11 protein-coding genes are annotated in these 12,790 nt (G+C 66.1%); 3 read left to right on the top strand and 8 right to left on the bottom strand.

Going from position 1 to position 12,790, the window contains the following annotated elements; translation table 11 throughout:
• Positions 1–852: 852 nt before the first annotated feature.
• Together FAZ11_RS11860 and FAZ11_RS11855 are read right to left on the bottom strand one after the other, a co-directional pair.
• Entirely contained in the window at positions 853–1,401 is a 549-nt protein-coding gene (locus tag FAZ11_RS11860; protein ID WP_058760473.1) for a glutathione peroxidase, read from the bottom strand.
• Between the two features lie 82 nt (positions 1,402–1,483).
• Positions 1,484–1,813: a hypothetical protein gene (locus tag FAZ11_RS11855; protein ID WP_058760472.1), complete on the bottom strand. Its 330-nt coding sequence runs from the start codon at positions 1,811–1,813 to the stop codon at positions 1,484–1,486.
• A 221-nt stretch (positions 1,814–2,034) separates the two neighbouring features.
• Between FAZ11_RS11855 and FAZ11_RS11850 the strand changes: the two genes are divergently transcribed.
• Positions 2,035–3,441 carry an L-cystine transporter gene (locus FAZ11_RS11850; protein WP_137279115.1) on the top strand — a complete coding sequence of 469 codons (1,407 nt, stop codon included), beginning with the start codon at positions 2,035–2,037 and terminating at the stop codon, positions 3,439–3,441.
• Between the two features lie 72 nt (positions 3,442–3,513).
• Here FAZ11_RS11850 and ureC read toward each other — a convergent pair whose 3' ends face one another.
• The 6 genes from ureC to qhpR form a co-directional block, all read right to left on the bottom strand.
• Entirely contained in the window at positions 3,514–5,214 is a 1,701-nt protein-coding gene (gene ureC, locus FAZ11_RS11845) for an urease subunit alpha (protein WP_137279114.1), read from the bottom strand.
• Between the two features lie 223 nt (positions 5,215–5,437).
• Positions 5,438–5,743, bottom strand: coding sequence for an urease subunit beta (locus FAZ11_RS11840; protein ID WP_137279113.1), 306 nt, complete (start codon positions 5,741–5,743; stop codon positions 5,438–5,440).
• Positions 5,740–6,249: a GNAT family N-acetyltransferase gene (locus FAZ11_RS11835; RefSeq protein WP_058768061.1), complete on the bottom strand. Its 510-nt coding sequence runs from the start codon at positions 6,247–6,249 to the stop codon at positions 5,740–5,742. The genes FAZ11_RS11840 and FAZ11_RS11835 overlap by 4 nt, the downstream gene beginning before the upstream one ends.
• Positions 6,250–6,259: 10 nt before the next feature.
• Entirely contained in the window at positions 6,260–6,562 is a 303-nt protein-coding gene (gene ureA, locus FAZ11_RS11830) for an urease subunit gamma (RefSeq protein ID WP_007162996.1), read from the bottom strand.
• An 82-nt stretch (positions 6,563–6,644) separates the two neighbouring features.
• Positions 6,645–7,484, bottom strand: a complete 840-nt coding sequence (locus FAZ11_RS11825) for an urease accessory protein UreD (RefSeq protein WP_137279112.1) — start codon at positions 7,482–7,484, stop codon at positions 6,645–6,647.
• A gap of 1,044 nt (positions 7,485–8,528) precedes the next feature.
• A complete protein-coding gene (gene qhpR / locus FAZ11_RS11820) occupies positions 8,529–9,572 on the bottom strand; it encodes an AraC-like transcriptional regulator QhpR (protein WP_058760710.1) in 1,044 nt (347 codons plus the stop codon).
• A gap of 338 nt (positions 9,573–9,910) precedes the next feature.
• Here qhpR and eat point away from each other — a divergent pair, with 338 nt between their 5' ends.
• A complete protein-coding gene (eat, locus tag FAZ11_RS11815; protein ID WP_137279111.1) occupies positions 9,911–11,275 on the top strand; it encodes an ethanolamine permease in 1,365 nt (454 codons plus the stop codon).
• 67 nt (positions 11,276–11,342) lie between these two features.
• A complete protein-coding gene (locus FAZ11_RS11810) occupies positions 11,343–12,734 on the top strand; it encodes an ethanolamine ammonia-lyase subunit EutB (RefSeq protein ID WP_137279110.1) in 1,392 nt (463 codons plus the stop codon).
• The last annotated feature ends 56 nt before the right edge of the window (positions 12,735–12,790 follow it).

Raw genomic sequence — 12,790 nt, 5'->3', positions numbered from 1 at the left:
TGTCGGCATTCAAGTGGTTTGTGCACCTAGTTCGTATCTGGCGACTTACCGTAGGTTGGGTTGAGCGCAAGCGAAGCCCAACGAGGCTAGAGTTGATTCATATTGGTGCCATAGCTGCTTAGCGAGGTTTGCTGATGGCTTTTGTTTCGCCCACCCGGGCGAGTCACTTTTTTCAAACGCCAAAAAAGTAACCCAAAACGCTTGTCCCCACGCTTCGGCCCTCCGCTGCGCTCCGGGTCCCCTCGCTCCGGCGCCGCTCCGGAGGCACGGCACGAAGGGGCCTCCTGCCCCTCGCGCCTTGCTCGGCGTCCTGCCTCGCATCCCCCTCCACGACACCTACACTCGGCCTCACTGACGGGGACGGGGCGCCAGCCTGGGAATTCGGTGTTCAGTGGAGTGCGTAGCGTGGAAAACCGCGCAGCGTTTTCCACTGTTGGGCACCTAAGCCATCAGTGGACAAGGCTGCGCCGTTGTCCACGCTACGGGCTCTTCAACCAATACTTTCAGGCTGGCGAACCGCCCCGTTCAGGAGGGCGAACGCCAGTGTCGTGGAGTGGGTCGAGCCGCAGGGATGCGGCGAGAGGTCCAGTGGGCCATGGATGGCCCATCTGGACCGACCCCGGAACGGCGCTGGCGTGAGCGGACCCGGAGCGAAGCGCAGGGCCGGATGGTGGGGCAAGCGTTTTTGCTTACTTTTGCCGCGACTGGCAAAAGTGAGTCGCCCGGGTGGGCGAAACAAAAACCATCAAGGCACTCGATAAGCAGCTAGGGACCCTGATGATCCAGGCATCACGGTAAACTCCGCATCGTTGGGCTTCGCTCCCGCTCAACCCAACCTACCCAAGCCAGTCCTCAACCCTTCGCCAACTCCACCTCAATCGCCTCCACCAACCGCGGATCATCCGCCGTCACATCAGGTGCAAACCGACCCACCACCTCACCATTGCGCCCAATCAAGAATTTCTCGAAATTCCACAGCACCTCGGGCTTGGGATTGGGGCTGCCGCCGCGGCTCAGCATGCGCTCGCGGAACGGGCCGTCGCCGGTGGCGTCGGGCTGGGCGCGGGTCAGTTCGTCGTAGAGCGGATGCTTGTCTTCGCCCACCACGCTGAGCTTGGCGAATAGCGGGAATTGCACGCCATAGGTGAGGGTGCAGAATTCCTTGATCTCGGCGTCGCTGCCGGGTTCCTGTTGCTTGAAGTCGTTGGCGGGAAAGCCGAGCACTTCCAGGCCGCGTTCGCGTTGGGCCTCGTAGAGGCGTTCCAGGCCTTCGTACTGGCTGGTGAGGCCGCACTTGGAGGCCACGTTCACCACCAGCAGCACCTTGCCCAGGTAGCGTTCCAAGGTCAGGGTTTCGCCGTCGATGGATTGCAGCGGCAGTTTCATCAGGGTCGCGGTCATGGTCGGCTTCCTCGGGGAGAAGCGACCAGCCTAGCGCAAAAGCGCCGCCCAAGTGGGCGGCGCCTGTCGCTCGGGCGGGGGATCAGCGCTTGAGCTTGACCACGTCGCCGGAAACGGTGGTGGTGAAACCGCTCAGGACATAGGCCCAGAACCAGTTTTCCTGCACCTGGGTGTTGATCAGGGCATCGCCGCCGCGGGACTTGATGGCCGCGTTCTGGGCGCGCACGAAGCGGTCGTTCTGCTGGACGGGGATGAAGCCCAGGATCATGAGGCCGGTGGCCTTGCCTTCGCCGTGACCGACGACGGTGTACTGCGACGGGTCCAGGTTCTGCGTCTTCATCGCGGTACCGGTGCAGCCGGCGACGGCAGCGGCGAGGGCGAAGGACGCGGCGAGCTTGGCGAAACGTTGCATGGAGTCACTCCTTTTCTAGTTGGCAGCGTCGGGCATCGTTTCCCGATAGCCCGCACTCTAACAGCGCAGGACCGCCCCGGACTGCCGTTCACCCCGGCGATAGGGCCGTTCCTCTCGTTATCAGGTGATAGCACCTTGATCTAAGCCCGGGCGGTCGGAGCTGCTACCATCGCCGCCTTTTCGTCCGGCGGCCGCGCCGGGCGCCGCTTTGGAGAACCACTGTGAATCTGCCTCTCGTCCTCAACCTCGTCGCCTTCGCCGTGCTGCTCGGCCTGTTGGCGCGTACCCGTAACACCGGCTGGAGCCTGGCGGTGCGCGTCTTCATCGGCCTCGTCCTGGGCGTGGCCTTCGGCCTGGTGCTGCAACTTCTCTACGGGCACGATGCCCCCGTGCTCAAGACCTCCATCGGCTGGTTCAACCTGGTCGGTAACGGCTACGTGCAACTGCTGCAGATGAGCATCATGCCGCTGGTGTTCGCCTCCATCCTGGCCGCCGTGGCGCGGTTGCGCGAAGCCTCCTCCATGGGGCGCATCAGCCTGCTGACCCTGGGCACCCTGCTGTTCACCACCGCCATCGCCGCCCTGGTCGGGGTGCTGGTGACCTGGCTGTTCGGCCTGAGCGCCGAGGGGCTGGTGCAGGGCGCCCAGGAGACCGCGCGCCTGACCGCGCTGCAGAACAGCTATGTCGGCAAGGTGGCGGACCTGTCGGTGCCGCAGCTGCTGCTGTCCTTCATTCCGAAGAATCCCTTCGCTGATCTGTCCGGCGCCAATCCCACCTCCATCATCAGCGTGGTGATCTTCGCCGCCTTCCTCGGCGTCGCCGCCCTGCGCCTGCAGCGTGACGATCCGGTGCGTGGCGAGAAGGTACTGGCCGGCATCGACGTGCTCCAGGCCTGGGTGATGAAGCTGGTGCGGCTGCTGCTGCAACTCACTCCCTATGGCGTGCTGGCGCTGATGACCAAGATGGTCGCCACGGCGAGTCCCCAGGACGTGCTCAAGCTGGGCACCTTCCTGATCGCCTCCTACCTGGGCCTTGCGATCCTCTTCGGCGTGCATGCGCTGCTGCTGACCCTGAGCGGCCTGTCGCCGGCGCGCTTCTTTCCCAAGGTCTGGCCGGTACTGAGCTTCGCCTTCACCAGCCGCTCCAGCGCTGCGACCATCCCGCTGAACATCGAGGCCCAGACCGAACGCCTGGGCGTGCCGCCGGCCATCGCCAGCTTCGCCGCCTCCTTTGGCGCCACCATCGGCCAGAACGGCTGCGCCGGCCTTTATCCGGCCATGCTGGCGGTGATGGTCGCCCCGACGCTGGGCATCAACCCCTTCGATCCGTTGTGGATCGCCACCCTGGTGGGCATCGTAACCCTGAGTTCGGCGGGCGTGGCCGGTGTGGGTGGCGGCGCCACCTTCGCTGCCCTGATCGTGCTGCCGGCCCTGGGCCTGCCGGTGACCCTGGTGGCGCTGCTGGTGTCCATCGAGCCGCTGATCGACATGGGCCGCACCGCCCTCAACGTCAACGGTGCCATGACCGCCGGCACCCTGACCGCCCGCTGGATGGGCCAGCTGGACAAGGCCGCCTACGACCGCGACGACCGGGCGGAAGCGCCGGCCGCGCCGGTGGGGCGCGGTTGAGAGGTTTTGTGTAGGTTGGGTTGAGCGTAGCGAAGCCCAACGTTGCCGGTGCCGTCGCTAGGACAGGCCCCTTTAGAACAGAAAGTAGCGCTGCGCCATCGGCAGCACCTCGGCCGGTTCGCACCAGAGCAGCTGGCCGTCGGCCTTGACCTGGTAGTTCTGCGGATCGACTTCGATGGTCGGCAGGTAGCCGTTGTGGATGAGGTCGCTTTTCTGCGCGGTGCGGCAGCCCTTGACCACGCCGATGCGCTTCTTCAGCCCCAGTTGCTCGGGCACCCCGGCCTCGAAGGCGGCCTGGCTGATGAAGGTCAGGCTTGTGTCGTGGAGCATGCCGGCGTAGCTGCCGAACATGGGGCGGTAGTGCACCGGTTGCGGGGTGGGGATGGAGGCGTTGGCGTCGCCCATCAGGCTCGCGGCGATGGCACCGCCCTTGAGGATCAGGGTCGGTTTGACGCCGAAGAACGCCGGGCGCCAAAGCACCAGGTCGGCGAACTTGCCCACTTCGATGGAGCCCACCTCGTGGCTGATGCCGTGGGTGATGGCCGGGTTGATGGTGTACTTGGCGATGTAGCGCTTGACCCGGAAGTTGTCGTTGCCGGCGCTGTCCTCGGGCAACGGGCCGCGCTGCTTCTTCATCTTGTCGGCGGTCTGCCAGGTGCGGGTGATGACCTCGCCGACGCGGCCCATGGCCTGGCTGTCGGAGCTGATCATGGCGAAGGCACCGAGGTCGTGGAGGATATCCTCGGCGGCGATGGTCTCGCGGCGGATGCGGCTCTCGGCGAAGGCCACGTCCTCGGCGATGCTTGGGTCCAGGTGGTGGCAGACCATGAGCATGTCCAGGTGCTCGTCGATGGTGTTCTTGGTGAAGGGCCGCGTCGGGTTGGTGGAACTGGGCAGCACGTTGGGAAAGCCGCAGGCCTTGATGATGTCCGGCGCATGGCCGCCCCCCGCGCCCTCGGTGTGGTAGGTGTGGATGGTGCGACCCTTGAAGGCGCCCAGGGTGGTCTCGACGAAGCCGGATTCGTTGAGGGTATCGGTGTGGATGGCTACCTGGATGTCGAAGCGATCGGCCACCGCCAGGCAGTTGTCGATGGCGGCGGGAGTGGTGCCCCAGTCCTCGTGCAGCTTGAGGCCGATGGCGCCGGCGCGCACCTGCTCCTCCAGCGGCCCGGGCAGGCTGGCGTTGCCCTTGCCGGTGAAGCCGATGTTCATCGGGAAGGCGTCGGCCGCCTTGAGCATCTGCGCCATGTGCCAGGGACCGGGCGTCACGGTGGTGGCATAGGTGCCGGTGGCCGGGCCGGTGCCGCCGCCGATCATGGTGGTGGTGCCGCTCATGAGCGCCTCTTCGATCTGCTGCGGGCAGATGAAGTGGATGTGGGAGTCGATACCGCCCGCGGTGAGGATCATGCCCTCGCCAGCGATGACCTCGGTGGCGGCACCGATGGGGACGGTGACGTTGGGCTGGATGTCCGGATTGCCGGCCTTGCCGATGGCATGGATGCGGCCATGCTTGAGGCCGACGTCGGCCTTGACGATGCCCCAGTGGTCGACGATCAGGGCGTTGGTGATGACGGTATCGACCACCTCGGCGGCGGGCAACTGGCTCTGGCCCATGCCGTCGCGGATGACCTTGCCACCGCCGAACTTCACTTCTTCGCCGTAGACAGTGTGGTCTTCTTCGACCTCGATCCAGAGATCGGTATCGGCCAGGCGCACCCGGTCGCCGGTGGTGGGGCCGAACATGTCGGCATAGGCTTGGCGGGAGATTTTCATAGGCGTGAATCCCGAATAAAGGTGGTCCGGTTTGCCCTCACCCCGGCCCTCTCCCGGAGGGAGAGGGGGAAGAGCGGTGTTCCGGTTTGGCTTTTCGCTTCGCTCCTTTCTTGCAGCGAAAGAGGAAAGAGCGAAAGGCACGGTGTCTGTTTTTGAGCCCCCTCTCCCCTGGGGAAAGGGTTGGGGTGAGGGGGCGCGTAAAAGGCGAGAAGCCCGAGCGACCCTACAACTTGCCCATCACCCGCCCGGCGAAGCCGTAGACGGTGCGCGCCCCGGCCAGCTCGACCAGCTCAACCTCGCGGCTCTGGCCCGGCTCGAAGCGCACGGCGGTGCCGGCGGCGATGTTCAGGCGCATGCCGCGGGCCAGGGCGCGGTCGAACACCAGGGCGTCGTTGGTCTCATGGAAGTGGTAGTGGGAGCCCACCTGGATCGGTCGGTCACCGCTGTTGGCGACGGTGAGGCTCAAGGTACGGCGGCCGGCGTTGAGTTCGATCTCGCCGTCCTGGATCTGGTATTCGCCGGGGATCATGGGCGTTGCTCCAGCATGAGTTGCATGAAGGTGAGGTCCAGCCAGCGACCGAACTTGGTGCCGACCTGGGGCATCTGCCCGGTGGTGAGGAAGCCCAGGCGTTCGTGCAGGCGGATGGACGCCAGGTTGCCGCTCTCGATGGCGGCCACCATCACGTGCTTGTCGCAGGCGCGGGCGCGTTCGATGAGCATCGTCATCAGGCGCGGGCCGATACCCTGGCCGCGCTGGTCGTTGCGCACATAGACCGAGTGTTCGACGGTGTGGCGGAAGCCGTCGAAGGGCCGCCAGTCGCCGAAGGAGGAGTAGCCCACCACCTCGCCGTTGGCGTCCTCGGCCACCAGGATGGGGTAGCCCTGGTCGGCGCGCAGGTCGAACCAGGCCTGGCGGTTGGCCAGGTCGACGAGGTTGTCGTTCCAGATCGCCGTGGTGTTGGCCACGGCATCGTTGTAGATGGCCAGCACCGCCGGCAGGTCGGCGGGGGTGGCGTCGCGGACGATCAGGCTCATGCGGGCTTCCCTAGGCGATGGGTTGGTGGACGGTGACCAGCTTGGTGCCGTCGGGGAAGGTGGCTTCCACCTGGATCTCCGGGATCATCTCCGGGACGCCTTCCATGACCTGGTCGCGGGTCAGCAGGGTGGTGCCGTAGTGCATCAACTCGGCCACGGTGCGACCGTCGCGCGCGCCTTCGAGCAGGGCGGCGGAGATCAGCGCCATGGCTTCCGGGTAGTTGAGCTTCACACCGCGCGCCAGGCGGCGCTCGGCCACCAGGCCGGCGGTGAAGATGAGCAGCTTGTCTTTTTCGCGGGGTGTCAGGTCCATGGGTGTTCCGGTTGGCAGGTTCGGTCAAAGGAATGGGTCGATCATCGCGGCCGCGGGCCGCTCCTACAAGAGCGCGGCGGCCTCAGGTGCTCCAGATGCGGGGTGGCACGGCGGCGCGGCCGAGCAGGGCCGGGCGTAGCAGGCGCCAGACCTCGATCAGCCAGGCGCGGGCCTGCAGAGTTTCGGCGGCCAGACAGCGGGCGACCACCAGGCCGGGCAGTTGGGTGAGGTCTCCCCGCACCGGCAGGTTGATCTCGCGGCAGCGTTCCAGGGTGTCGGCGTCCAGGGTGCCGGTGATCAGCAGGGTGGCGAACACCGGTTGGCCGGCGAGGCCGATGGGCGAGTCCAGCAGGCGATCCGCGCCGACCAGACGCTGGCGTTCGTGCCACAGCGGGATGCTGTCGCGGCGGATGTCCAGGTGCGCTTGGAACAGGCCGTCGGTGAAGCGCTCGGCACTGGCCGGGCGACCTAGGGCGACGATGTCCCAATAGCAGAGGCGGGCGTCGCCCCCCAGCTCGATGCGGGTGGCGAGATGGGCCTGGGCGCCGGAGAAGACGATGGTCTCCTGGGGTAGCCACTCCAGGGTGGCGCCGGCGGCGACGCGCAGGTCGATCTGCTGGTGCGCCGCGCTGTCGGCGCGGTACCACTTGGCCGCGCCGGGGCTGGTGAGTTGGGCCCAGGCGGTTTCGCCGACGCTGACCTCGATATCCAGCCGATCACCACCGGCAATGCCGCCTGGGGGATGCACCAGGATGTGCTGGCAGACCTCGGGGCCTTCGGCGTGGAGGTGCTTCTGCACGCGCAAGGGGCCGAGGTGGCGGCGGGTGGTGGGGCGGGTCCAGTCGCCCTGGCGGGCATAGGCCAGCTCCAGGCGCGCCGGCCAGGCCGGAGTGAAGAGGGCAGGGGGCAGGGCGGAGGTCATCGTTTGGGTGGGTTCGTTGTTCTGGTTGGGGCGGTTTGGGGGAGTGCCTTGCAAGAATCTGACCGGTTGGACAGAGGTTGCCGTTCGGCTGGGTATTGTGGGGGTGTTTGGCTGATTACCGAGTGCTTTGATGGTTTTTGTTTTGTACACCCGGGCGCATCGTTTTTACCGCTTCGGTAGGTTGGCAGCGAGCGGAGTGAAGCCCAACGTTGCGATGGCACAGGATTGCTTTTATTGGTGCCTCAGCTGCTTACCGAGCTTTGCTGATACCCCTTGTTTCGCCCACCCGGGCGAGTCACTTTTTTCAGTCGCCAAAAAAGTAACCAAAAACGCTTGCCCCACCATCCGGCCCTCCGCTGCGCTCCGGGTCCGCTCACACCAGTGCCGTTCCGGGGTCGGCCTACACGGGCCGTCCATGGCCCGTGTAGGCCTCTCGCCGCATCCCTGCGGCTCGACCCCTCCACGACACTGGCGCTCGCCCTCCTGAACGGGGCGATTCGCTAGCCTGAAAGTTTTGGTTGAAGAGCTGGAAGCGACTTGTAGCGTGGACAACGGCGAAGCCTTGTCCACCGATGGCTTCGGTGCCCGCCTGTGGAAAACGCTGCGCGGTTTTCCACGCTACGAATCGCTCTGGCTTTGCCTGTAAACACCGTAGTCTCAGGCTGGCGTCCCGTCCCCGTCAGTGAGGCCGAGTGCAGGTGTTGCGGAGGGGGATGCGAGGCAGGACGCCGAGCAAGGCGCGAGGGGCAGGATGCCCCTTCGTGCCGCGCCCCTGGAGCGGCGCCGGAGCGAGGGGACCCGAAGCGCAGCGGAGGGCCGAAACGTGGGGACAGCGTTTTTGGTTACTTTTGTCCGGGGCGCGCAGCCGCGATTGGCAAAAGTGACTCGCCCGGGTGGGCGAAACAAAACCATCAACAGACCTCGATAAGCAGCTGGAGCACTTATAAATCAAGGCGTATAGGCCAACCTCTGCTCGTTGGGCTTCGCTACGCTCAGCGCCAACCTACGTCAGCCGGCGTTCGTGGCTCGTCTCCCCACCCCCTTTTAAGAAAGCTGCCGCCACTGCCTCGGACTCACCTGAAACCACCGCCGAAACGCTCGCGAGAAGGCGCTCGTCTCCGAGTACCCCAGCAGCGGTGCCAGATCGGTGACCGGCAGCCGCTGCCGCAGGTAGTGCTGGGCCAGGTCGCGGCGGACGCCCTCGACCAGGGCCGAGAAGCTCGCGCCCTGGTCGCGCAGGCGGCGTTGCAGTTGGCTGCTGGACAGGTCCAGGCGCTGGGCGATGGTCTCCAGGCTGGGTTCGCCCAGGGGTAGCGCCAGGCGCACCGAGGCGCGGACCTCTTCGAGCAGTTCCACCTGCGGCAGGCGTTGGCCGAGTTGGCGAATTGCGTCCTGCACCACCAGCAGGAGCAGCGGATCGTGGTCGGGCATGGCGCGGCCGCGCAGATCGGCCTTGGGGACCAGCATGGCGTTGCAGGGGTGGCCGAAGCTGACCGGGGCGTCGAACAGCCGCCGGTGTTCGTGCCAGCCTTCGGGGCGGGGGTGTTCGAACTGCACCGCGCGGGGCGCCCAGGTCGGGCCGAGTACGTGGCGCAGGAGGTTGAGCAGCATGCCCAGGGTCAGCTCGGCGTCCTGGCGGCGGGCGACGATGGCGCCGTGGCGTACCTGGTAGTCGAAGCGCCAGCAGTCCCCGGCGTCCACCAGCTGGATCAGGGTGCTGTGCTGGTGGAAGGGAAAGGCGGCGGCGAAGTTCTGCAGCGCCGCCTCGGCAGTGGGCGAGCACAGCCCCACGTAGCCCAGCAGGCCGAGCATCTGCGGTTTGAATTGCTGGCCGTAATGCAGGCCGAAATTGTCGCAGCCGGACTGGGCGGCGGCCTCTTCCAGCACCCGGCAGTAATTACCCAGCCCCAGGCTGAGGGTGGGGTGCTGCAACTGCTCGGGATCGATGCCGGCGGTGCCGAAGATGCGATCCACGTCGCCGCCGTGGCTGGCGATGACGGCATCCAGTCCGCTGGCGGCGGCGGAGAGTACGCCGAGGTTGCGCGACGGCGAGGTCAGGGCGGCGAAGCCGGAGGCGGCCAGGGACATGGTAGAGGTCCGAATAGAGGTTAGGCACGGATGAAGCAAAGGCTGTGCCCCGGGGGCGTAACAACGGCCAGCGAAGGGCGAGACGCCAGAGGTTTCACGGTATTGCGGTCGTTCGGCTGCCTCGATCTGGGGCGTGGCGCTCGTGGCTGCACCTTGGTGGTGCGGTCTCGGGTAGCACCCTGGGAAGTGCGGTAACGCCGACTTGACCCGAAGGCGCACCGGGCGCCCTGACCGGTCAAGTCGGCATGGCCTAGTGCCCTTTAAGCTCGAAAAAGCCGGGCATCGCGGGATCGCGGTCGCCCATTCGGATCTTGTCGCTACAAGGGGAGTGGCCTGTCATGAGCAACGAGAAACTCAAACCGACCCTCGGCACCCTGCACCTCTGGGGCATTGCCGTGGGTCTGGTGATCTCCGGGGAATACTTCGGCTGGAGCTACGGCTGGGGCGTCGCGGGTACCCTGGGCTTTCTGATCACCACCCTGCTAGTGGCGGTGATGTACACCTGCTTCATCTTCAGCTTCACCGAGTTGACCACCGCCATCCCCCACGCCGGTGGACCCTTCGCCTATAGCCGGCGCGCCTTCGGCCCCGTTGGGGGCACCATTGCCGGTATCGCCACGCTGATCGAATTCGTCTTCGCCCCGCCAGCCATCGCCATGGCCATCGGCGCCTACCTCAACGTGCAATTCCCCACCCTGGATCCCAAGCTGTGCGCGGTGGCGGCCTACTTCATCTTCATGACCCTGAACATCGTCGGGGTGAGCATCGCCGCCACCTTCGAGCTGGTGGTCACGGTGCTGGCGGTGATCGAGCTGCTGATCTTCATGGGGGTGGTGGCGCCGGGCTTCAGCCTGGTCAACTTCACCAGCGGTGGCTGGGCCGGACAGGACCAGTTCTCCCTGGCCGCGGTGAGTGGCATGTTCGCCGCCATCCCCTTTGCCATCTGGTTCTTCCTCGCCATCGAGGGCGCGGCCATGGCCGCCGAGGAAGCCAAGGACCCCAAGCGCACCATTCCCAAGGCCTATATCGCCGGCATCCTCACCCTGGTGACCCTGGCCATCGGCGTGATGATCTTCGCTGGCGGCGTGGGTGACTGGCGCGCCCTGTCCAACATTAACGATCCGCTGCCCCAGGCCATGAAGGGCGTGGTGGGCAACAGCTCGATATGGCTGCACCTGCTGGTGGGCATCGGCCTGTTCGGTCTGGTGGCCAGCTTCCACGGCATCATCCTCGGCTACTCGCGGCAGTTCTTCGCCCTGGCCCGTGCCGGCTTCCTGCCCCATGGGCTGGCCAAGCTGTCGCGCTTCCAGACGCCGCACCGCGCGGTGCTGGCCGGGGGCGTGGTGGGTATCGCCGCCATCTTCAGCGACGGCGTGATCAGCCTGCAGGGCATGACCCTGACCGCCGCCATGATCACCATGAGCGTCTTCGGCGCCATCGTCATGTACATCATGAGCATGCTCAGCCTGTTCAAGCTGCGTCGCAGCGAGCCGCATCTGGAGCGCACCTTCCGCGCCCCTGGCTATCCGCTGGTGCCGGCCATCGCCCTGGTACTGGCGGTGGTCTGCCTGATCGCCATGGTCTGGTACAACACGGTGATCGCCAGCGTCTTCGTGGTGCTGATGGTGATAGGCGCGCTGGTCTGCGGTCTCAGCCGTAGACAGGGCAACATCGCCCCAGACGCCGCCTTCGGCGAGGCGTGAGAGCCTGTTCAAAGTCTGCTCGTGAGCCTTTGAACAGGCTCTGAGCAGCGTAACCCGAGGAGGTAGCATGAGCGGTTTCCAGCACAGCGTGGGCGGTCAGACCTGGCGCTTCGCCGATCTCAAGGAGCTGTTGGCCAAGGCGACCCCGGCACGGTCCGGGGACGTCCTGGCCGGGGTCGCCGCCGGCAGCGACGTGGAGCGGGTGGCGGCGCAGATGGCGCTGGCCGAGGTGCCGCTCAAGCACTTCCTCAGCGAGGCGGTGATTCCCTACGAGACCGACGAGGTCACCCGGCTGATCCTGGATAGCCATGACGCCCAGGCCTTCGCCCCGGTCGCCCATCTCACCGTGGGTGGCTTTCGCGACTGGCTGCTGGGCGCGGCGGCGGACGAGGTCAGCCTCGCCGCCCTGGCGCCGGGGCTGACCCCGGAGATGGTCGCCGCGGTGTCCAAGATCATGCGTATCCAGGACCTGATCCTGGTGGCGCAAAAGGTCCGGGTGGTGACCCGCTTCCGCAACACCATCGGCCTGCGCGGGCGGCTGTCGACCCGCTTGCAACCCAATCACCCCACCGACGATCCGGCCGGCATCGCTGCCAGCGTCCTCGACGGACTGCTCTATGGCAATGGTGATGCGGTGATTGGCATCAATCCGGCTACCGACAGCACCAGCGGCATCTGCGAATTGCTGAAGATGCTCGACGCCGTGATCCAGCGCTACGAGATCCCTACTCAGTCCTGCGTGCTGACCCATGTCACCACTAGCATCGCTGCCATCGAACGCGGCGCGCCGGTGGACCTGGTGTTCCAGTCCATCGCCGGTACCCAGGGCGCCAACGAAAGCTTCGGCATCAGCCTGGCGCTGTTGCAGGAAGGCTACGAGGCCGGACTGTCGCAGCGGCGTGGCACCCTGGGCGACAACCTCATGTATTTCGAGACGGGGCAGGGCAGTGCGCTTTCCGCCGGGGCGCACCATGGCGTCGACCAGCAGACCTGCGAAGTGCGCGCCTACGCGGTGGCGCGTAAATTCAAGCCGCTGCTGGTGAACACCGTGGTCGGCTTCATCGGCCCGGAGTACCTCTACAACGGCAAGCAGATCATCCGCGCGGGCATCGAGGATCACTTCTGCGGCAAGCTGCTCGGCGTACCCATGGGTTGCGACATCTGCTACACCAACCATGCCGAAGCCGACCAGGACGACATGGACATGCTGCTGACCCTACTGGGCGCGGCGGGCATCAACTTCATCATGGGCATCCCGGGGTCGGACGACGTGATGCTCAACTATCAGACCACCTCCTTCCACGACGCCCTCTACGCCCGCCAGGTGCTGGGCCTGCAACCGGCACCGGAATTCGCCGCCTGGCTCGACCGCCTCGGCATCCTGCGCCTGGAGGACGGTCGCTTCCGTCTCGGCGAAGGCCTGCCGGGACCGTTCCAGCGGGTGTTGGCGCAGTTGTAGGAAGGATCGCGGCCATGGGCCGCTCCTACAGGCCTACTTCGTACCGCGTAGGAGCG

Origin of the sequence: Pseudomonas rhizoryzae, from assembly GCF_005250615.1 — a bacterium.
Lineage (GTDB): Bacteria > Pseudomonadota > Gammaproteobacteria > Pseudomonadales > Pseudomonadaceae > Chryseomonas > Chryseomonas rhizoryzae.
Note: the sequence above shows the minus strand (reverse complement) of the source record. Positions and strands in the feature narration are given on the sequence as shown.